Below are 19,280 nucleotides of genomic sequence, written 5' to 3' on the forward strand. Positions count from 1 at the left end.
TTCCGCGCCATCACCTGGCGCTCACTTCGCCAGACGGGCCGTGGTGTTCGCGAGCCGGCTGTCGAGCTGCATCACGATCTCGAAGCTCTTGTCGCGCACGATGAGCGTCGAGCCCTTGAGCGTGAAGTCGGCCGGCAGGTCCGTGAAGACGAGGGTCGGTCGTGAGCCCTGGACCGTTGCCACGACCGATCTCAGGTCCGCCTCGGTCGTCGTGTTCGTGTGCGTGACGCCGATGTGCACGCCGGCCGCGCCCAGGTTGACGTCCGAGCGGGACAGAGAGGCCAGGCGCAGCTTCAGGCTCAGCTTGTGGTCGCCGGGCTCGTACTCCGACTGGTCGAGGGCCATGACCGCGCCACCGACCCGGATGCCCTGGGCGGGCACGTAGACGAGCGAAGTGCGGTCGGTGGAGACCCCGCCAGCTGATGATCCACCGCCGGTCGTCGGGCCCCCGAGCGTGGGCGGCCCGCCGGCCGACGTCGGACCGGCGAGCGTCGTCGGCCCTGCGGCCGAGGTGGATGCTGTTGCCGCCGAGGGTGATCCGGCCGTGGAGGAGGCCGTGGACGAGGCGGCGACCGGGGTGCCCGGCGCCACGGTCGACCCACTGCACGCCACCAGTGCCCCCGCGGCGAGACCTGCCGTCACTACGACCCCACTCCATTGAATGCGCACCGCTCAATGGTCCCGACGCGGTCGGCGACCACGCAATGGACAAAACCACGGCCTTTACCGCGGGATGTCCCGCGGTTGCCCGGCCGGTGGTCCGGCGCGGTTCGCGCTACAAGGGGTTCACCCGCGCGGGTGGCTGAGAAGTTCTTCGCGACGCATGTCGATCGGGTCCTCCGCCGTTCGTGGAGGGGGTGAGAGCGCACGACAGCAGGTCGGCGCCACCACCCCGGGAGACACCCCATGAGCACCTCGACCGACCACCCGCGCTCGACGACGACCACGAGCGCCTCGACGACGCCTGACTGCTCAGACGGCTGGACACCGTTCCACGTGACCCGCTCGCTGCTCGGCTGGGGAGTCGTCGCGGGCCCCTTCTACGTCGTCGTCTCGGTCGCCCAGGCGCTGACCCGCGACGGCTTCGACCTGGCCCGCCACCAGTGGAGCCTGCTCGAGAACGGCGACCTCGGCTGGGTCCAGGTCGGCAACTTCGTGCTCACCGGCGTGATGCTCGTCGCGTATGCCGTGGGCGTCCGGCGAGCGCTGGCAGGCGGGCGTGCGGCCCGCTGGGCTCCGGTCCTCACCGCTGTCTTCGCTGTGGCCCTCGTCGCGGCCGGCGTCTTCCGGGCCGACCCTGCGCTCGGCTTCCCGGTGGGCACGCCGGAGGGCCCCGGCGCGGTGACCGGGCACGGCATCGCGCACTTCGCCGCGGCCGGCATCGGCTTCGTCGCGATCGCGGCCTCGTGCTTCGTCCTCGCGCGACGGTTCTCGAGCGAGGGGGCCCGTCGCCTGGCTGTCTTCTCGCGAACCACGGGTCTGGTCTTCCTCGCCGGGTTCCTCTGCGTGGCCTCCGGCGCGGGTAGCGTCGCAGCCAACCTGCTCTTCACCGCCGCAGTGGTGCTCGTGTTCGCGTGGATCGCCGTCACCGCAGCCCACCTCTACCGGTCCCTCGACCACTGACATCACCGACCACGCACAAGGAGACTCCGATGCGCTACATCACCATCCTCAAGGGCAGCCAGCCGGCGGGACCACCGCCCGAGGGCCTCATGGCCGCGATCATGGACCTCGGCGCCGAGGCCGCCGCGTCGGGCTCGATGCTCGACAACGCCGGCTTGTCGCCGAGCGCCTCCGGTGCCCGCGTCACCGTCGCGGGCGGGGAACTGTCGGTCATGGACGGTCCCTTCGCCGAGGCGAAGGAGTTCATCTCGTACGCGGTCTACGACGTGCGCTCGAAGGAGGAAGCGGTCGAGTGGACCTCCCGCTTCATGCGGCTGCACGCCGACCTCTGGCCGGGCTGGGAGGGCGAGTGCGATGTCGTCAAGGTCATGGGTCCCGAGGACTTCGGCCCGCCGCAGTGACCGACCCCGTCGACACGAGCGAGGGGGTCGCGGCCCCCGAGCCGGTGCCGCGACCACCTCGGGCGAACGCCGCCGTCGAGGCGGTCTGGCACATCGAGGCCGGTCGCCTCGTCGCCGGCCTGGCTCGGCTCACGGGAGACGTCGGCCTCGCCGAGGACCTCGCGCAGGAAGCCCTCGTGGCCGCCCTCGAGCAGTGGCCCGTCACCGGCGTCCCGCCGAACCCCGGCGGGTGGCTCATGACGACGGCCAAGCGCCGCGGCATCGACGCCCACCGCCGCGCAGCCACCTTCGACCGGAAGGTGGCTGCCCTGGCGCGCGACCTGGGTCCCGAGCCCGGCGTCGACTCCGAGGCGGCGATCGATGCCCTGGACGACCACGTCGGCGACGACCTGCTGCGTCTCGTGCTCACTGCCTGTCACCCCGTGCTGTCGCTCGAGTCGCGAGTGGCCCTGACCCTGCGCTGCCTCGGCGGCCTGTCCACCGACGAGATCGCACGGGCCTTCCTCGTTCCCGAGAGCACGATGGCCCAGCGCATCGCGCGCGCCAAGAAGACGTTGGGCGACAAGGGAGTCCGCTTCGAGCTGCCGACACCCGAAGAGCTTTCCGATCGTCTCGGCTCCGTTCTCGAGGTCGTCTACCTCGTCTTCAACGAGGGGTATGCCGCCACGTCCGGGGAGGACTGGGTGCGGCCCGCCCTCTGCCAGGAGGCGATGCGGCTGGGGCGCCTGCTCGCCGGGCTGGTGCCCGACGAGCCGGAGGTGCACGGACTGATCGCGCTCATGGAGCTGCACGCCTCGCGGCTGCCGGCCCGCGTCGATGCCGCCGGCCGCCCGGTGCTGCTGCCCGACCAGGACCGGCGTCGCTGGGACCGGCTCCTCGTGCGTCGCGGACTCGAGTCCCTCACGCGCGCCGAGTCGCTAGGCCGACCGCTCGGGCCGTATGCCGTCCAGGCTGCGATCGCGGCCTGCCATGCCCGCGCCCCGCGGGTCGAGGACACCGACTGGGCCCGTGTCGCCGACCTCTACGGCGTGCTCGCCACCATCTGGCCGTCACCCGTCGTGGAGGTGAACCGCGCTGTGGCCGTGGGCTACTCGGTCGGGCCCGAGGCCGGGCTGGCCGTCGTCGACCGCGTCGCGGCGTCGGGCCGGCTCGCCGGCTATCCCCACCTCCACGGCGTCCGCGGCGACCTGCTCGGGCGCGCCGGACGGCATAAGGCGTCGGCGGAGGCTTTCGAGCGTGCCGCCGAGCTGACCAGAAGCGACGCCGAGCGGGCGCTCTTCACCGAACGCGCCCGTCGGGCCCGCGAGGTCGACTGACGGCTAGGCGCCCGTGACGTTCGGGTCGCGCCAGCGGCGTTCGAACGGCAGTCGCCACGTGAACGGGGCGACGAGCTGGTGGATCTGGTTCGGACCCCAGGTGCCGGGGTCGTACGGCCGCACGATCGGCGGGTTGTCGAGGAGCGGTTGGCTGATCTCCCAGAGTCGCTCGATGCCCTCGGCTGACGTGAAGAGGGTGCGGTCGCCACGGGCCGCGTCGTAGATGAGGCGCTCGTAGGCCTCCAGCACCGAACCGGCCCAGTCGGTCTCCTGCATGGAGAACTGCATCGACAGCTTGTCCAGCTTCATGCCCGGCCCGGGCCGCTTGCCGTAGAAGGAGAGCGACATGCGCGCCTTGTCGGCGAGGTCGAAGGTCAGGTGGTCGGGGCCGTTGTCGCCGACGCCCGAGGCGGCCGGGAACATCGAGCGGGGCGGCTCCTTGAAGGCGATCGAGATGATGCGGGCACCCTCGGCCAGCCGCTTGCCGGTGCGCAGGTAGAACGGAACGCCGGCCCACCGCCAGTTGTCGACGAAGCACTTGAGCGCGACGAAGGTCTCCGTCTGGCTGTCGGCCTTCACCCCCGGCTCGTCGCGGTAGCCGACGTACTGGCCGCGCACGACGTCGTGCGGCTCGATGGGCGACATCGACCTGAAGACCTTGTTCTTCTCCTCGCTGATCGCGTGCGGTTCGAGCGCGGTCGGTGGTTCCATCGCCGTGAACGCGAGCACCTGGAAGAGGTGCGTGACCACCATGTCGCGGTAGGCGCCGGTGCTCTCGTAGAAGTCGGCCCGCTGGGCGAGGCCGAGGGTCTCGGGGACATCGATCTGGATGTGATCGATGTGGTTGCGGTGCCAGATCGGCTCGAAGAGACCGTTGGCGAAGCGGAAGGCGAGGATGTTCTGGGCCGCTTCCTTGCCGAGGAAGTGGTCGATGCGGAAGATCTGCTCCTCGTTGAAGACCTGGTGCAGCTCGGCGTTGAGCTTCTTCGCGCTCTCGAGGTCGGTGCCGAAGGGCTTCTCCATGATGATGCGGCTGCGTTCGACGAGCTTGGCCTCCTCGAGCTGGTGCACGACAGCGAGGGCGGCCTTGGGCGGCACCGAGAGGTAGTGCAGTCGCCAGGAGTCCGGGCCGAGAATCGTCTCCGACTCCTCAACGGCAGCCCGAATACCCTGCGGCCCAGCAGAACCCGGCACCCAGTGGATGCGGTCGGCGAACTCGCGGAGGTCGTCGTCGGTGACGTCGTGGCTCGAGTGCTCGCGGATCGAGGCGAAGACGAGGTCGAGGAACTCGTCGCGGCTCAGCTCGTCGAGCGACGTGGCGACGACGCGAAGCCCCTCGAGCAGCTGTGACTCGTGGAGGTGCAGCATGCCCGGGAGCAGCTTGCGCTTCGCGAGGTCTCCGGTGGCGCCGAACAGGACGACCGTGGTGGCTGGCATGGGTCCAGAGTGGCCCAGATCCGGCGCCAGCGGGAGGTGCGATCTCGCTGAACACCTGTCCGGTTCGCGCTTGCGGTCCTAGGTTCGGAGCCTGCTCATCATCGGCATGATCCTCTTCGGCATGCTCGTCGGCGCTGCCGCCCAGCTCATCCTGGGTCGTGAGGGCAAGAGCATCGACTGGACGATGGCGATCGTCGCGGGCGTGGTCGGCTCGTTCGTCGGTGGCCTGCTCGCGAGCCTCCTCGCGGGTGACGGCATCGCGCTGCGCCCCAGCGGCATCATCGGCTCCATCGTCGGGGTCGTGATCGTCACCGCGGCGTGGCGCTGGAGCCGCACCCGAAGCGTCACCCGCTGACGGCGTCGGCGCGGATGGACTCGAGCGCCTCGCTGAGCTGGTCCGCGTTCACCGCGAGGTTGAACGGCAGCGCGATCCCATCCGCCCCGACGGAGCCGAGGGCGTAGAGCCGCGACCGGCGCCCTTCGCCGCTCTTGCGCGCGTCCACCCAGGCGTCGGCGGTGTCCTGGTCGACGAGCACGGACGCGATCAGGTGGCTGTTCGGGCCGGGGCCCGAGTGGCGGTGGGTGCCGAAGCCGGTGATGAGGGGCCACGGGACGCACTTGCCCTGCACGTGCACGCCCTCGGCGTCTGCGACGACCGGCGGTTCGAAGGGGCGGGCCTGCCCGATGCCGAGGCCGAGGAGGAACAGGCCGATGAGCGCCATGACGATGCCGATGACGATGTCACCCTTCTCGGCAGTGCCGGTGCCCGGGGAGACGATGCCGATGCCGATCCCGAACAGCACGAGGCCGCATGCGAGCAGCACCAGGCCGAGCACGGCATACACACCGACCATCAACTGGCTGAACCTGACCTCCACGCGCCCCTCGCGCCGGAAGGTCTCCACGAGACGACGGGCCTGGGCTCCCCTGGGTGCGCTCACCGGCGCGATTCTGCCGCACGGCGCCTTTCCCGGCGTCAGAGGGCCTCGACCCGCACGCGACCCTGGCTGACCTCCCAGCGGTGCGTCAGGCGTATGCCGGCGAGCAGGGTCTCGTCGTGGCTGACCACGAGCACGGTCCCCCCGAAGGCCGCCACGGCGGCCTCGAGCTGCTCGATGGCGTCGACGTCGAGGTGGTTCGTCGGCTCGTCGAGCACCAGCACGTTGACCTCACGGCCCTGGAAGAGCGCCATGAGGGCACGGGTGCGCTCACCCATCGACAAGCTGCGGGCCGGTCGCGCGACGTGCTCGGGGCCGAGGCCGAACTTGGCGAGCAGCGTGCGCACCTCGCCCAGCGGCCACTCGCTGCCCGACTTCTCGTGCGGCCCCAGCTCCCGGCGGACGAGGTCCAGCACGGTGGCGTCGTCGTCGAGCAGCACCCGCCTCTGGTCGATGACGCCGACCGACACGCGCGTGCCCAGCGTCTGGCGGCCCGACGTGAGCGGCAGGTCACCGATCAGCGCGGCGAGCAGCGTCGTCTTGCCGCTGCCGTTCTCGCCGACGAGGGCGACCCGGTCCCCACGGCCGACGCCGAGGTTCACCGGGCCGAGCCGGAAGCCGTGCCGTTCGACGACGGCATCCGAGAGCGTCGCGACGACGTCGGACGAGGGTCGCCCCTCGGTGATCGTGTAGCGCAGCTGCCACTCCTTGCGCGGCTGCTCGACGACGGTGAGCCGGTCGGCGGCCCGCTCGAGGCGGGCGCCCTTCGCGGCCTGGCGGTCGGCGCGGGCGCGGTGCTTCTCGCGGATGTGCTTGTCGCCCTCCTTCGTGGCCTTGAAGCCGGTGCGGCCCTTGACCGCCCAGTCGGCCCGCTGCCGGGACTGCGCGAGCAGGCCGTCGCGCTCGGCGGCATACCCGGCATACGCGTCCCAGGCGTGCGTGCGGGCGAGCTCGCGCTGCTCGACGTACGCGCTCCATCCGCCGGTGTAGTGGGCGATGCGCTGCTGCTTGGCGTCGAGCTCGATGACGCTCGTCGCGACCTCGTCGAGGAACGTGCGGTCATGGCTCGCGATGAGCACGGGTCCAGTGTGCGAGTGCACGAACTCGGCCATCATCGCGAGGCCGCGTGCATCGAGGTCGTTGGTCGGCTCGTCGAGCAGCAGCACGTCGTAGCGACTGAGCAGCACCGCAACGAGGCAGGCCCGGGCCGCCTGGCCCCCCGAGAGGGTGCCGAGCGGTCGGTCTGCAGCGACGTCGAGACCGACCCGGGCCGCGACCTCGGCCAGCCGGTCGTCGAGGTCCGCGGCACCGAGCGCGAGCCAGCGCTCGAGGGCAGCGGCATAGCGGTCGTCGCTGCCGGGCAGCCCGTCGGCGACCGCGGCCGAGGCGACCTCGAGCTCGGTGTCGGCGGCCGTGACCCCGGTGCGGCGGCGGGCGTAGGCGAGCAGCGTCTCGTCCGGGTTCGGCACGACCTGCGGCAGCCAGGCGACGGTCGCGTCGCGCGGGGCGAGCCGGATCGAACCGCCGTCGACGGCGACGTCGCCGACGATCGTGCGCATCAGCGTCGACTTGCCGGAGCCGTTGGGTCCGACGACGGCCGTGACGTCACCGTCGGCGAGCGTCAGGTCGAGGCCCGAGAAGAGGGTGCGCGCGCCGAAGGCGACGTCGAGGCCGGAGATGGTGAGGGTGGAAGACATGGGCGAGGTCCTTGATGGTCGGCAGGGCCCCGCGGCGTGACGTCAGCTTCTGGGCGACAGGTCAGGGCGCGGGCGGGCACGAGGCATCAGGAGATCCACACGGAGCAGACGATAAACACGCAGCCCATCACCCGTCCACCCCTTTTCCGGCGTCGGGAACTGAGCACTCGATGAAGAGGGTCAGGCCGCCCACTGGTCGAGTGCCCACTTTCCGACGCCCCAGCAGGTCGAGTGCCCACTTATCGACGTGCGAGCGTCAGGTCAGGCCGGCGTCGTGGACGACGATGGCGATCTGGACACGGTTGTCGGCGCCCACCTTGTCGAGCACCCGTGACACGTGGGCCTTGACGGTCGGGACCGAGAGGTACAGCTCCCGCGAGATGTCGGCGTTGCTGAGGCCGCGGCCGATGGCGAGCGCCACCTCGCGCTCGCGCTCGGTGAGCTCCGCGAGTCGCGCCTCGGCGGTCGCGCGGCGGGTGTCCTCCGCGCGTGCCGCCCCACCGTTCGGGCCGGCGACGTGGGCGATGAGGGTGGCCGTCGCGCTGGGGGAGAGGATCGGCTCGCCGGCCGCGACCTGCCGCACGGCCTCGACGAGGCGACGCGCCTCGGTGTCCTTGAGCAGGAAGCCGGAGGCGCCGTCGCGCAGCGCCTGCACCACCATGTCGTCGGCGTCGAACGTCGTCAGCACGATCACCTTGAGGTCCTCGCCGCGGGCCGCGCGCACCGCACGAGCCGCGTCCGACAGCAGCGCCCGGGTCGTCTCGAGACCGTCGCGCCGCGGCATCCGGATGTCCATGAGCACGACGTCGGGCCGGTGCTGCTCGACGACGGCCTCGCCCGCGATCCCGTCGCCCGCCTCGGCGACGACCTCGAGGTCGGTCGCGCCGCCGAGGATCATCCGGAGCCCCGCTCGCACGAGCGCGTCGTCGTCGACGAGCACGACCCGGGTGCGGCGCTGCGCCCCATCGGCGTCCCGCGAGTCCCCGTTCATCGCGACCACGGTAGCCGGGCGGTCACGACGAAGTCGCCTGCCCGGTCGGGCCCGTAGGTCAGCTCGCCCCCGGCCAGGACGGCGCGCTCCGTGAGCCCCAGCAGTCCCAGCCCTGCCCCTTCCGTCCGCCGCGGCCGTATGCCGTCCGCCTCGTCGGTGCCGCGCCCCACGTCCACGGGTGGCACGTGGTTGCGCACGCTGACGCGTACCTCCTCGTCGTCGAGCCCGGCCGCGGGCGACGTCGACACGACCACCCGGACCGGAGTGCCGGGCGCGTGCTTGCGCGCGTTCGTCAGGCCCTCCTGGACGATCCGGTACGCGTTGCGCGAGACCTGCTCGGGCACTGACGAGAGGTCTCCGGACGGGTCGAGCCGCACAACGGTGCCGCCCGAGGTGGCCTCTGCCACAAGGGAATCGAGGTCGTCGAGGGTGGGCTGTGGTGGTTCGGGCATGCCGTCGGAGACGCCACCGGCACCGGGCACGTCACGCAGGACACCGAGCACCGCACGCAGCTCGGTCAGCGCCCGGTTGGCGCTGTCGCGCACCACCTCGGCGGTCTCGGCGACCTGCTCGGGCCGCAGGTCGGTGCGGTAGGCCAGTGCCCCTGAATGCATGGCCACCAACGAGATCCGGTGGGCGAGGACGTCGTGCATCTCGCGCGCGATGCGGGCCCGTTCGGCGACCTGGGCCTGGACGACCCGCATCGCCTGCTCGCGCTCGGCGGTGAGGGCACGCTCCTGCAGCGACGCGACGAAGGCACGGCGCTCGCCGATGGCCCACCCGATCGCGACGAGCGCGGCCAGCGACAGGGCGCCGATGATGACCGAGGTCAGCGTCTCGGACGGCAGCTGGGCGCGAAAGATCCACTCGTGCCCGAAGCCGGCGAGGAGGTACGGCACCGAGACGACCGCGATCTCCCGCCAGCGACGGCGGGTCGAGAGCGACACCAGGGCGAGGGCTGCCGGTCCGATCGCCACCGTGGAGCCGGCACTGAGGATGGACGTCAGCGCCGCCACGGGCAGCGGCAACCGCCGGCGCCAGTGCAGCAGAGCCGTCGCGACGAGACCGAGCCCGAGGTCGACGAGCAGCCAGTCCTTGCCGAAACGCGTGGTCACGTGGGCCGAGTCGAGCTCGACCTGGACCATCGCCCAGACGAGCAGGCCGAACGCGAGGGCGACGACGAGGCGCCAGCTCTCGCCCCACACGTGTCCTCGGAGGGTCCGGGCGACGCGGGGCTGGGGCACCTGCCCAGCGTAGGCACCCGGCGCACCGGACGGCATACGACCAAGGTCTTCTTCCACGCGTCCATCGGGGCCCGACCCTGAGCGTGGACCCTGACTCAGGTCAGGGTCGCGTACGACCTTGGTAGGGGTCGAAATCAGGCTTGTGACGGATGTGCGGGCCGCGCGCTGTCGGAGAGGGTAGGGCCCATGATCACAGTGGAACGACTCACCAAGCGCTACGGCCCCTTCACGGCCGTCGACGACGTCTCGTTCGAGGTGAAGCCCGGGCTCGTCACCGGCTTCCTCGGGCCGAACGGTGCCGGCAAGACGACCGCGATGCGTGTCATGTCAGGCCTGACCCCCGCCAGCGCGGGCCGGGCCACAGTGCTCGGCAAGCCGTATGCCGCCCTCCCGAACCCCGGCCGTCACGTCGGCCTCCTCCTCGACGCCTCCGCGCAGCACGCCGGCCGCACGGGTCGCGAGGTCCTCACGCTCGGAGCGATCCTCATGGGCGTCGGCAAGCACCGCGTCGACGAGATGGTGGAGCTCGTCGGCCTCACCGAGAAGGAGGCGAACCGCCGCGTCCGCAACTACTCCCTCGGCATGCGCCAGCGCCTCGGCATCGCTCACGCGCTCCTCGGCGACCCCGAGGTGCTCATCCTCGACGAGCCGGCCAACGGCCTCGACCCCGCCGGCATCCGGTGGATGCGGGACCTGCTCCGCGGCTACGCCAACGAGGGCGGCACCGTGCTCCTCAGCTCGCACCTGCTCAACGAGATCGAGCGCGTCGCCGACGAGATCATCGTCATCGGTCACGGCAAGATCGTCGCCCAGGGCACGAAGGACGAGCTGCTTGCCGAGGCCGGCACCTACACCCGCTCGACCGACGACGACGCGCTCCTCGCTGCCCTCGCCGCCCAGTCCGTCGTCGCGCACCGCACCCCGACCGGTGGCCTCCAGGTCGAGGCCGAGCCGATCGCCGTCGGCCGCGTCGCCGCGGCCCACCAGATCGTCCTGACCGAGCTGCGCAGCGGCGGCAGCCGGGGTCTCGAGGAGATGTTCCTCGACCTCACGGCCGACGCTGCCCGAGAGGAGGTGGCGGCATGACCACCACGACGTCCCCCGCCCCGGCCAAGGTGGCCCAGTCCCCGAACGCCGAGTCCAACCTGCCCGTCACGGCCAAGGTGCCGTCGCGCATCCCCGGCCCGCGCCCGACAAACGGGGTGCCGTTCACCCGGCTGATGCACGTCGAGCTGCGCAAGATGCTCGACACCCGCGCCGGCCGCTGGCTGCTCATCGGCATTGCGGCCATCATCGCCATCGCCCTGACGATCATGTTCTTCAACGAGGGCGGCCAGCACTCGTTCGGGGACTACCTCCAGGCGACGACGATGCCGATGGCGATCATCCTCCCGGTCGTCGGCATCCTCGCCGTCACGTCGGAGTGGAGCCAGCGCACGGGACTCGTGACGTTCGGTCTCGAGCCGCGTCGTATGCGGGTCGCCTGGGCCAAGCTGCTCTCCGCGCTCACGGTCGGTGTCGCGGCCTTCGCGCTGGCGCTGGCCCTCGCCGGCATCGCCCACCAGGCGGCCATCACCTTCCGCGGCATCACGGCGGACTGGGGCATCGACGGCCTCGTGCTGCTCGGCGCTGGCGGCTTCGTGCTGCTCGGCATCGCCCAGGGCGTCGGCTTCGGCATGCTCTTCAAGAACACCCCTGCCGCGATCGTCGTCTACTTCATCCTGCCGACCGCCTGGTCGATCCTCGGCTCGATGGTCTCGTGGCTCCGGTCGGCCGCCGAGTGGCTCGACATGCAGCACACGATGCAGCCGCTCTTCACCGGGTCGCTCACCGGCGAGCAGTGGGCGCAGCTCGGAACCTCGGTGAGCCTCTGGGTCGTGCTGCCGCTCGCCTTCGGCATCTGGCGCCTGACCTGTGCCGAGGTGAAGTGACCGAGGTCGGATAACGGCACCAACCCCCGCAGGTGGGCGGACGAATCCCTAAACAGGACAAGTCCGCCCACTTGCGTGTGAGGTCTTGGCCGGGTCGTTCCGGCGGCCCTACCGTGGCTGGGTCAGGGGATGACCGAACAGGGATGTCCATGATCACGAAATCATTGGTTCGTCGTATGGCCGGCGTCGGTGTCATCGCAGTTGCGGCTGGCACAGCTGGATTCAGTTCCATTGCTGCGCAAGCGAGTCCGGCGCAGAGTCATATGCAGAGTCACATGCCGAAGGTCATCGCCTCCGGCCTCCACAGCCCCCGCCAGCTGGCGTTCAGCCCGAGCGGGGCCCTCTACGTCGCGGAGGCCGGGACGACCGGAACCGCCGCCTGCCGGCCCAACCCCGTCGACCCGAAGACCCAGGCGTGCGTCGGTCTCACCGGCTCCGTCGCCCGAATCGGCCCCAAGGGCTACGTCAAACGAGTGGTGACCGGCCTCTCGTCCGCCGGCGGCACCGCCGACGCGCTCGGGCCATCGGACCTCGTCTTCACCGGTGAGCACACCTTCGCGCTGACCATGGGCCTCGGTGGGTCGCCCGACTACCGCGCCAGCTTCGGACCGATGGGCGCCAACCTCGGCAAGCTGCTGAAGGTCGAGCTCAAGAGCCACGGCAAGGCGCGAGTGACGACGATCGCCGACCTCGCTCGGTTCGAGGCCAAGAAGAACCCGGACGGCACCGACATCGACAGCGACCCGACCGGGCTCGCCCGCTCGGGCAAGGGCTTCGTCTACACCGACTCGGGCGGCAACTCCATCAACGCGGTGCGCCACAACGGGCACGTGTCGAACATCGCCGCGCTCCCGCCGGTGGCGACCACCGTGGACTCACCGGCCGGGCCGCCTGCCGGCTTCCTCGCTGACGCGGTGCCGACCGACATCGTCAAGGGCCCGGACGGCGCCTGGTACGTCTCCCAGCTCGTCGGCTTCCCCTTCGAGAAGGGCTCGTCTGCGATCTGGCGGATCAAGCCCGGCCACGCCCCCCAGAAGTGGGCGACCGGACTGACCAACGTCACGTCCCTGGCCTTCGACAAGAAGGGCCACCTCTACGCGGTCGAGATCGCAGCCGACGGGCTCGCCTCCGGCTCTCCCCTCGGTGCCCTGGTCCGCGTCCGGCCGCACTCGACGTCGCCGACCGTCATCACAGGCGGCCTGTTCCTGCCGTACGGCGTGGTGCTGCGTGGTGACTACGCCTACGTCACGACGCACACCACCGACTCCGGCGGCCAGGTGGTGAGGATCCACCTCTGACCCCTGAGGGAGCATGAGCACGAGGTATGCCGTGTGCCACCGAGGCGCACGGCATACCTCTGCGGGTGGTCGGCCGCCTACAGTCGGGGTCATGAGGCGCGGCCGGTCCGTGGTGGCGCGTTCGCCCCTGCCCTCGGCGCCGGCGCTCGTGGGACTGCTGGTCCTCTCGGCGCTCGTGACGCTCGGGGCGTGCACGTCCGCGACCGCCCGGCCGTCGGTGCCGACCACGGCGGTGGCCGGTGTGGTGAGAACGCCCGAGGTGTCGCTGACCCCGATCGACCCGGGGCCGCCCCCGAAGATCGCGGTGCCCGGGCGAGAGGCCGGGGAGGTGGCCCGGGTCGTCGTCACGAGCACCGGAGCGGGCCAGACGTTCCGCAACGTGCCGGGTGACCCGATCGCGGCCGGACGCACCTACACGGTCGAGGTCGCCTGCTCGGCGCCCCGACCCTCGGACGCCTCGGCGGGAGCGTCCTACGCCGTCTACGACGCTGCGCCGGGCACGTGGGGCCACGGCGAGCCGCTCTACTCGCGGCCGTTCCCGTGCGACGGCTAGGTGCAGCGCACCGTCAACCTCGGGCTGCCGACGGGGCGGGTCCAGATCGACGTGCGCGGCCTGCCCGACGACGCGGTCGCKGCATACGCCCTCATCAGGCCGGAGTGAGCGAGGCTCCCCTATCTCGGTCGAGGCGCACCGGCGCACGCCGTTAGGCTGGCCCGCGTGATCGACATCAAGCTCGTGCGCGACGAACCCGACCGGGTCCGCGCCTCGCAACAGGCCCGTGGTGAGGACCCGGGGATCGTTGACGCGATCCTCGCTGCCGACGAGCGTCGCCGATCGTCCCTGGGCGAGTTCGAGTCGCTGCGCGCCGAGCAGAAGTCCGTGAGCAAGTCGGTCGGGGCCGCGATGGGCGCGTTCCAGAAGGCCAAGAAGGCAGGTGCGCCCGACGCCGACGAGCTCGAGAAGGCCGCCCACCACGCGCGCACCAAGGCCGCGACGCTGAGCGAGCAGGTCAAGGCTCTCGAGTCGACGGCCGACGAGGCCAGCGCGGAGCTCGACGTGCTGCTGCGTAAGGTCGGCAACGTCATCATCGACGGCGTGCCGGTCGGCGGCGAGGACGACTACGTCGTGCTCGAGACCGTCGGGTCGCCGCGCGACTTCGCGGCCGAGGGCTTCGAGCCGCTCGACCACCTCGCGCTCGGCGAGAAGCTCGGCGCGATCGACATGGAGCGCGGCGCGAAGGTCGGCGGCGCCCGGTTCTACTACCTCACCGGTGTCGGCGCCCTCCTCGAGCTGGCGCTGCTCAACATGGCGATGGCGCAGGCCACCGCCGCCGGCTTCACGCCGATGATCACCCCGACGCTCGCGCGCCCCGAGGTCATGGTCGGTGCCGGCTTCATGGACGCGCACGCCGAGGAGGTCTACTACCTCGAGGCCGACGACCTCTACCTCACCGGCACGTCGGAGGTCGCCCTCGCGGGCTACCACTCCGACGAGATCATCGACCTGACGAACGGCCCGAAGAGGTATGCCGGGTGGTCGGCCTGCTACCGCCGCGAGGCCGGGTCGCACGGCAAGGACACCCGCGGCATCATCCGCGTGCACCAGTTCCAAAAGGTCGAGATGTTCAGCTACTGCCGGCCCGAGGACGCCGAGGCCGAGCACCAGCGCATGCTGGCGTGGGAGCGCGAGATGCTCGCCAAGATCGAGGTGCCCTACCGCATCATCGACACGGCCGCCGGCGACCTCGGTGGCCCGGCCGCGCGCAAGTTCGACTGCGAGGCGTGGGTACCGACCCAGGGCAAGTTCCGCGAGCTCTCGTCGACGTCGAACTGCACGACGTTCCAGGCCCGGCGGCTGAACACGCGCGAGCGCGACCCGAACGGCTCGGGCACCCGCGCCGTCGCGACGCTCAACGGCACGCTCGGCACGACGCGGTGGCTCGTCGCGATCCTCGAGAACCACCAGCAGGCCGACGGCTCGGTCGTGGTCCCCGAGGCCCTGCGCCCCTTCCTCGGCATGGACACCCTCAAGCCCCTCGCCTGAAACGTCGAGTGGGCACTTTGCCCCACCCGACGCGCAGGTGCGGCGGTCACGGGCCCGGGGCAAAGTGCCCACTCGACGTCGGGTAGGAGACGCCGAGCTGTCTGGTGACCTCGTCGAGGGCCCGCAGGTTGTGCTGGACCGATTCGGCCATGTGCAGTGGAGACTCGGGCAGGCCGTCGCCGATGCAGCGAGCAGCCTCGAGCGCTGAGTGGTACAGCGCGCCGTGCCCGATCGGCTCGGGGTCGGTCCACGTCACCGACTGCGAGCCGTCGGCCGACGTGACGACGACGTCGCCCGGCATGAAGAACGGCCCGGGCAGCGTGAGCGTGGCCTTCGTGCCCGCGACCGTCGCCGACGTGGGCGTACGCGTGAGCAGCGTCGAGTGCAGCACGCTCGTGGCGTCGTCAGCGTGGGTCAGCACCATCGCAGCCTGGGCGTTGACGCCCGACGCGGTCATCGAGCCGCACGCCTGCACGCGGGTGGCGGGCCCGAGTGCCCACGTCGCGAGAGTCGTGACGTAGGTGCCGAGGTCGAGCAGCGAGCCGCCCGCCATCGCCGGGTCGAGGATGCGGTGCGGCGGGTCGAAGTGCTCACCGTGGTCGGCGAGCACCGTGTGCACGTCGCCCAGCAGCCCGGTCTCCAGCACCTGCCGGACAACGTCGAAGCGCGGCAGGAAGAGCGTCCACATCGCCTCCATGCAGAAGACGCCAGCAGCACGAGCGGCCGCCGAGATCTCTTGCGCCTCAACAGCATCGAGGCCGATCGGCTTCTCCACGAGCACGTGCTTGCCCGCCTCGACGGCAGCCAGGGCGCCGGCCCGGTGCAGGTGGTGTGGCGTCGCCACGTAGACGACGTCGACGTCGGGGTCGGCGACGAGCTGTGCCGTCGAACTGAGTGCACGCTCGAGCGAGTGGGTGGCAGCGAAGGCGTCGGCCGACTCCTGGGTGCGCGATCCGACCGCCACGACGCGCTGCGACGTCGACGCCTGCAGCGACGCGATGAAGCGCGAGGCGATCCATCCCGTCCCGAGCACGCCCCAGCGCAGCGACGGCACGGAGTCGGGGGAGGGCCGGCGCGGCGACGGGAGGGCGTCGGGCAGCGAAAGGGACGTCAAGGCATACCTTCTCGGGATCGCAGTGTCGGAAAGCGGGCACTCGATGCGAAGTGGCGGGTCGAGTGCTCAGTTCTCGACGGGACGAAGGGAGGGCGGTCAGCGCTCGTCGAGCATGACCTCGATGGAGTAGTCCTGGGCGCGGTAGCAGTGGTCGCCGTACTCGACGGGACCACCGACCGCATCGAAGGCGGTGCGGGTCATCGTCAGCACGGGCTGCGACGGGGTGAGGTTGAGGTGCCTGCGCTCCGTCGCCGAGGGCTGTCGGGCGCCGATGCGCTGGTGCGCGACGACCGGCTTGCCACCGCGAGAGCGCAGCATCGCGTAGAGGCCGTCCTTCTCGAGGTCGGTGCGGCTGAGGTCGGAGTAGGCGGGCGGCAGCCAGTTGCGCAGGATCGCGAGCGGCTGGTCGCCGTTGCGCCGCAGCCGCACGAGGTGCAGCAGCGGGGTGTCGGCGGGCAGGCCGAGCGCGGTCGCCGCGACCTCGTCGGTGGTGACCTCGTGGGTCAGCACCTCGGTGCGCGGGTCGCCGGCGCCCTCGCGCCGCAGGTCGTCGAAGAGGCTCGTCAGCTCGGCGCGACGGTGGATCTGCCGCCCGGCGACGGTGGTGCCGAGACCACGCCGCCGGAGCAGCAGACCCTGTGCCACGAGCTCCTGGATCGCCCGCCGGACGGTCGGCCGCGAGAGGCCGAGCCGCTCGGCCATGGCCACCTCGTTCTCGAACGAGTCGCCCGGCTGGAGCGTGCCGCTCCCGATCGCCGCACTCAGCTGCTCGGCCAGCTGGTGGTAGAGCGGGACCGGCGTCTCGCGGTCGATGCGGACGTCAACGGGCTTGGACATGGGCGCAGACTAGCCACTCGGTCCCCACATGTCCGCACCTGCTCATGTCAGCACCTTTCCGCCCGTCGGAGACGACTCATCGAGGGCTCTTGACGACGAGCACCGGCACGTCGGCGTCGAGGATGATGTTCTGCGCCACGCTGCCGAGGAACGCCTTGCCCATCGGTGAGCGCCGCCGCGCCCCGATGACGAGCAGGTCGGGCCCGAGCTGGGCGACGGTGCTGAGGATCGCCTCGGAGACGTCGGAGATGTCGCGCCCGCCGGCGACGAGCCTCACGTCCCAGCGCACGTCCGGCAGCGCCACCGCCGCGAGGGCCTTCTCCACGGCATCAGAGATGCCGGCGCGGTTGGCCTCCGCGATGTCGTTGTCGAGCGACTCGACGACATGGATGACGACGAGGTCCGTCGCGCGGTATGCCGCCTGGCGGGCCCCTTCCTGCAGGGCGAGGTCGCTCGAGCTGCGGGTGTGGTGGGCGACAGCGACGCTCATGACGTCACCTCGCTCACTTCTGCAGCTCGTGCGAGAGCTCGGCCAGCTCGTCCCCGCCGGCCATCTGCCGGGTCAGCTCGTCGAGGGCCACCTCGGACCGCTTCTTGTCCAGCACGGCCTGGCCGAGCTTGAGGATGACGAAGTGGTTGCCGACGAGGTACGCGTGGTGCGGGTTGTGCGTGATGAAGACGACGCCGAGCCCTGCGTCACGGGCTGCCGCCGTGTACTTCAGCACGACACCCGACTGCTTGACGCCGAGGGCGGCCGTCGGCTCGTCGAGGATGAGCACGCGAGCACCGAAGTAGACGGCGCGGGCGATCGCGACGCACTGGCGCTGGCCGCCTGAGAGCGTGCCGATGGGCTGGTTGATGTCCTTGACGACGATGCCCATCTTGCGCAGCTCCTCGTCGGCGATGCGCTTCATCTCGTTCACCTTCAGCGGTGCAAACGGCCAACGACCGCTCGTCAGCTCGGAGCCGAGGAAGAAGTTGCGCCACACCTCCATGAGCGAGACGACGGCGAGGTCCTGGTAGACCGTCGCGATGCCGTGTGCGAGGGACTCACGGGGGGAGGAGAACGACACCTCCTTCCCGTCGACCTTCATGGTGCCCTCGTTGTGCGGGTGCAGGCCGGCGATGATCTTGATCAGGGTGGACTTGCCCGCGCCGTTGTCGCCGAGGACGCAGGTCACCTCGCCGGCATTCACCGTGAGGTTGACGCCCTTGAGGGCGCGGATGGCGCCGTACGTCTTGCCGACGTTGCTCATCTGGACAAGGGGTTCGCCGCGGTGCAGGGTGCTGTCCGCGTGCTCTGCCAGGGTGTCAGTCATGTCAGCCCACCTTTCGGGTGGTCGAGAGCTTCTTGACGTAGAGGTTCACCATCACGGCAAGCAGGAGCATGACGCCGAGGAAGGCCTTGAACCAGTTGGGGTCCCACCCGGCGTAGACGATGCACAGGCTCGTCATGCCGAAGATGAAGGCGCCGATGGCGACACCGATCGCGTTGCCATAGCCACCGGTCAGGAGGGTGCCACCGACGACCGCGGCGATGATGTAGAGGAACTCGTTGCCGACGCCGTTGCCGGCCTGGAGGGTGTTGAAGTTGTAGAGGTAGTGCATGCCGGTGAACCAGCCGAGGAAGGCCACGGCCATGAAGAGGCCGACTTTGACTCGGGTGACGGGCACACCGACCGCGCGGGCCGAGGCGGCGTTGCCACCCACGGCGTAGATCCAGTTGCCGACCTTGGTTCGCTGGAGCAGGTAGGCGGACAGCGCGGCGAAGAGGAACCACCAGATGACGGTGATCGACAGCGTGACCGACCCGATCTGCCACTCGTGGGCGAAGATCCAGTTCAGGGAGGCGTAGCCGGCCATCTGGTCGATGTTCGGGCTGGACACCGACCCGGTGACGAGCTTGGTCACGCCGAGGTTGGCGCCCTGCAGCACGAAGAAGGTGCCCAGGGTGATGAGGAAGCTCGGTATGCCGGTCCTCATCACGAGGTAGCCGTTGAGGAACCCGATGGCCAGGCACAGCACGAGCGACAAGATCGCGCCGACCCAGAGGTTGATCCCGAGCTGGTAGCAGAACATCGCGTTGACGAGCCCCGCGGTGGTCACCAGGACACCCGCCGACAGGTCGAACTCGCCGCCGATCATCAGCATGCCGACCGCAACGGCGACGATGCCGATCGTCGAGGACTGGTAGAGCACGGTGAAGAAGGAGGCCGGGGTGCGGAAGGCCGGTGCGGCGATGAGGAAGAAGATGAAGATGACGACCGCCGCGACGAGGGCGCCGATCTCGGGTCGTGCCAGCAGGCGGTTGGACCAGCCGAGGGTGACCCGGTTGGAGGCCTCGGCTGGGGCCGAGGGTGTCTTGTCCGTCTTGACGGGGGTGCTACTCATGACAGCTCCAGTGCTGTT

The 19,280-nt window shown here is 70.7% G+C and carries 20 protein-coding genes; 9 read left to right on the forward strand and 11 right to left on the reverse strand.

All coding sequences use genetic code 11. From position 1 onward, the window contains the following. Positions 1-21 precede the first annotated feature (21 nt). Positions 22-381, reverse strand: a complete 360-nt coding sequence (locus tag AC1DE0_RS08530) for a hypothetical protein (RefSeq protein ID WP_478099261.1) — start codon at positions 379-381, stop codon at positions 22-24. A 525-nt stretch (positions 382-906) separates the two neighbouring features. On the opposite strand from AC1DE0_RS08530, the gene AC1DE0_RS08535 reads away from it, so the two are divergent. From AC1DE0_RS08535 to AC1DE0_RS08545, 3 genes are read left to right on the forward strand one after another with little or no spacing between them, the layout of a single operon-like run. Then, the gene (locus AC1DE0_RS08535) at positions 907-1,623 is read left to right on the forward strand and encodes a DUF998 domain-containing protein (protein WP_478099264.1); all 717 of its coding nucleotides are present in this window, start codon (positions 907-909) and stop codon (positions 1,621-1,623) included. A gap of 29 nt (positions 1,624-1,652) precedes the next feature. Continuing rightward, entirely contained in the window at positions 1,653-2,024 is a 372-nt protein-coding gene (locus AC1DE0_RS08540) for a YciI family protein (RefSeq protein ID WP_478099266.1), read from the forward strand. After that, the gene (locus tag AC1DE0_RS08545; protein ID WP_478099268.1) at positions 2,021-3,340 is read left to right on the forward strand and encodes an RNA polymerase sigma factor; all 1,320 of its coding nucleotides are present in this window, start codon (positions 2,021-2,023) and stop codon (positions 3,338-3,340) included. Before AC1DE0_RS08540 ends, AC1DE0_RS08545 begins: the two co-directional genes overlap by 4 nt. 3 nt (positions 3,341-3,343) lie before the next feature. Here AC1DE0_RS08545 and zwf read toward each other — a convergent pair whose 3' ends face one another. After that, the gene (zwf, locus tag AC1DE0_RS08550; protein ID WP_478099272.1) at positions 3,344-4,777 is read right to left on the reverse strand and encodes a glucose-6-phosphate dehydrogenase; all 1,434 of its coding nucleotides are present in this window, start codon (positions 4,775-4,777) and stop codon (positions 3,344-3,346) included. Between the two features lie 106 nt (positions 4,778-4,883). Here zwf and AC1DE0_RS08555 point away from each other — a divergent pair, with 106 nt between their 5' ends. Then, entirely contained in the window at positions 4,884-5,132 is a 249-nt protein-coding gene (locus AC1DE0_RS08555) for a GlsB/YeaQ/YmgE family stress response membrane protein (RefSeq protein WP_478099275.1), read from the forward strand. On the opposite strand, the gene AC1DE0_RS08560 is transcribed toward AC1DE0_RS08555, so the two are convergent. The 4 genes from AC1DE0_RS08560 to AC1DE0_RS08575 all read right to left on the reverse strand — a co-directional run bounded on the left by AC1DE0_RS08560 (position 5,122) and on the right by AC1DE0_RS08575 (position 9,647). After that, positions 5,122-5,718, reverse strand: coding sequence for a hypothetical protein (locus AC1DE0_RS08560; RefSeq protein ID WP_478099277.1), 597 nt, complete (start codon positions 5,716-5,718; stop codon positions 5,122-5,124). The two genes, AC1DE0_RS08555 and AC1DE0_RS08560, sit on opposite strands and share 11 nt — an antisense overlap. A gap of 35 nt (positions 5,719-5,753) precedes the next feature. Beyond that, the gene (locus AC1DE0_RS08565; RefSeq protein WP_478099279.1) at positions 5,754-7,412 is read right to left on the reverse strand and encodes an ABC-F family ATP-binding cassette domain-containing protein; all 1,659 of its coding nucleotides are present in this window, start codon (positions 7,410-7,412) and stop codon (positions 5,754-5,756) included. A 256-nt stretch (positions 7,413-7,668) separates the two neighbouring features. Beyond that, positions 7,669-8,403: a response regulator gene (locus tag AC1DE0_RS08570; RefSeq protein ID WP_478099283.1), complete on the reverse strand. Its 735-nt coding sequence runs from the start codon at positions 8,401-8,403 to the stop codon at positions 7,669-7,671. Continuing rightward, entirely contained in the window at positions 8,400-9,647 is a 1,248-nt protein-coding gene (locus AC1DE0_RS08575) for a sensor histidine kinase (RefSeq protein ID WP_478099287.1), read from the reverse strand. Before AC1DE0_RS08575 ends, AC1DE0_RS08570 begins: the two co-directional genes overlap by 4 nt. Positions 9,648-9,833: 186 nt before the next feature. Between AC1DE0_RS08575 and AC1DE0_RS08580 the strand changes: the two genes are divergently transcribed. From AC1DE0_RS08580 to serS, 5 genes are all read left to right on the forward strand, one after another. Continuing rightward, positions 9,834-10,733 carry an ABC transporter ATP-binding protein gene (locus tag AC1DE0_RS08580; RefSeq protein ID WP_478099289.1) on the forward strand — a complete coding sequence of 300 codons (900 nt, stop codon included), beginning with the start codon at positions 9,834-9,836 and terminating at the stop codon, positions 10,731-10,733. Further along, on the forward strand, positions 10,730-11,578 hold the full coding sequence (locus tag AC1DE0_RS08585) for an ABC transporter permease (RefSeq protein ID WP_478099291.1): 849 nt from the start codon (positions 10,730-10,732) through the stop codon (positions 11,576-11,578). The genes AC1DE0_RS08580 and AC1DE0_RS08585 overlap by 4 nt, the downstream gene beginning before the upstream one ends. A 275-nt stretch (positions 11,579-11,853) precedes the next feature. Next, on the forward strand, positions 11,854-12,876 hold the full coding sequence (locus AC1DE0_RS08590; protein ID WP_478099293.1) for a ScyD/ScyE family protein: 1,023 nt from the start codon (positions 11,854-11,856) through the stop codon (positions 12,874-12,876). Between the two features lie 91 nt (positions 12,877-12,967). Beyond that, the gene (locus tag AC1DE0_RS08595; RefSeq protein ID WP_478099295.1) at positions 12,968-13,429 is read left to right on the forward strand and encodes a hypothetical protein; all 462 of its coding nucleotides are present in this window, start codon (positions 12,968-12,970) and stop codon (positions 13,427-13,429) included. Positions 13,430-13,594: 165 nt separating this feature from the next. Continuing rightward, complete coding sequence (gene serS / locus AC1DE0_RS08600; protein ID WP_478099297.1) at positions 13,595-14,920, forward strand: serine--tRNA ligase; 1,326 nt, start codon at positions 13,595-13,597, stop codon at positions 14,918-14,920. Between the two features lie 46 nt (positions 14,921-14,966). Here the strand turns inward: serS and AC1DE0_RS08605 are convergent, their stop codons facing one another. The 5 genes from AC1DE0_RS08605 to AC1DE0_RS08625 form a co-directional block, all read right to left on the reverse strand. Further along, a complete protein-coding gene (locus AC1DE0_RS08605; RefSeq protein WP_478099299.1) occupies positions 14,967-16,034 on the reverse strand; it encodes a Gfo/Idh/MocA family protein in 1,068 nt (355 codons plus the stop codon). Positions 16,035-16,130: 96 nt separating this feature from the next. Beyond that, entirely contained in the window at positions 16,131-16,871 is a 741-nt protein-coding gene (locus tag AC1DE0_RS08610; protein ID WP_478099301.1) for a GntR family transcriptional regulator, read from the reverse strand. A gap of 76 nt (positions 16,872-16,947) precedes the next feature. Continuing rightward, a complete protein-coding gene (locus AC1DE0_RS08615; RefSeq protein ID WP_478099303.1) occupies positions 16,948-17,361 on the reverse strand; it encodes a universal stress protein in 414 nt (137 codons plus the stop codon). 13 nt (positions 17,362-17,374) lie between these two features. Beyond that, positions 17,375-18,190 (reverse strand): ATP-binding cassette domain-containing protein, encoded by an 816-nt coding sequence (locus tag AC1DE0_RS08620; RefSeq protein ID WP_478099306.1) that lies wholly within the window; start codon positions 18,188-18,190, stop codon positions 17,375-17,377. A 1-nt stretch (position 18,191) separates the two neighbouring features. Further along, entirely contained in the window at positions 18,192-19,262 is a 1,071-nt protein-coding gene (locus AC1DE0_RS08625; protein WP_478099308.1) for an ABC transporter permease, read from the reverse strand. Positions 19,263-19,280 lie beyond the last annotated feature (18 nt).

This window comes from Terrabacter sp. 05T424 (genome assembly GCF_056396225.1).

Excerpts from the sequence above, each read along its gene's own strand:
- AC1DE0_RS08535 (WP_478099264.1), top strand. The coding sequence starts at position 907 with ATGAGCACCTCGACCGACCACCCGCGCTCGACGACGACCACGAGCGCC.
- AC1DE0_RS08540 (WP_478099266.1), top strand. The coding sequence starts at position 1,653 with ATGCGCTACATCACCATCCTCAAGGGCAGCCAGCCGGCGGGACCACCG.
- zwf (WP_478099272.1), bottom strand. The coding sequence starts at position 4,777 with ATGCCAGCCACCACGGTCGTCCTGTTCGGCGCCACCGGAGACCTCGCG.
- AC1DE0_RS08555 (WP_478099275.1), top strand. The coding sequence starts at position 4,884 with ATGATCCTCTTCGGCATGCTCGTCGGCGCTGCCGCCCAGCTCATCCTG.
- AC1DE0_RS08565 (WP_478099279.1), bottom strand. The coding sequence starts at position 7,412 with ATGTCTTCCACCCTCACCATCTCCGGCCTCGACGTCGCCTTCGGCGCG.
- AC1DE0_RS08570 (WP_478099283.1), bottom strand. The coding sequence starts at position 8,403 with ATGAACGGGGACTCGCGGGACGCCGATGGGGCGCAGCGCCGCACCCGG.
- AC1DE0_RS08580 (WP_478099289.1), top strand. The coding sequence starts at position 9,834 with ATGATCACAGTGGAACGACTCACCAAGCGCTACGGCCCCTTCACGGCC.
- AC1DE0_RS08585 (WP_478099291.1), top strand. The coding sequence starts at position 10,730 with ATGACCACCACGACGTCCCCCGCCCCGGCCAAGGTGGCCCAGTCCCCG.
- AC1DE0_RS08590 (WP_478099293.1), top strand. The coding sequence starts at position 11,854 with ATGCCGAAGGTCATCGCCTCCGGCCTCCACAGCCCCCGCCAGCTGGCG.
- AC1DE0_RS08595 (WP_478099295.1), top strand. The coding sequence starts at position 12,968 with ATGAGGCGCGGCCGGTCCGTGGTGGCGCGTTCGCCCCTGCCCTCGGCG.
- AC1DE0_RS08610 (WP_478099301.1), bottom strand. The coding sequence starts at position 16,871 with ATGTCCAAGCCCGTTGACGTCCGCATCGACCGCGAGACGCCGGTCCCG.
- AC1DE0_RS08615 (WP_478099303.1), bottom strand. The coding sequence starts at position 17,361 with ATGAGCGTCGCTGTCGCCCACCACACCCGCAGCTCGAGCGACCTCGCC.
- AC1DE0_RS08620 (WP_478099306.1), bottom strand. The coding sequence starts at position 18,190 with ATGACTGACACCCTGGCAGAGCACGCGGACAGCACCCTGCACCGCGGC.
- AC1DE0_RS08625 (WP_478099308.1), bottom strand. The coding sequence starts at position 19,262 with ATGAGTAGCACCCCCGTCAAGACGGACAAGACACCCTCGGCCCCAGCC.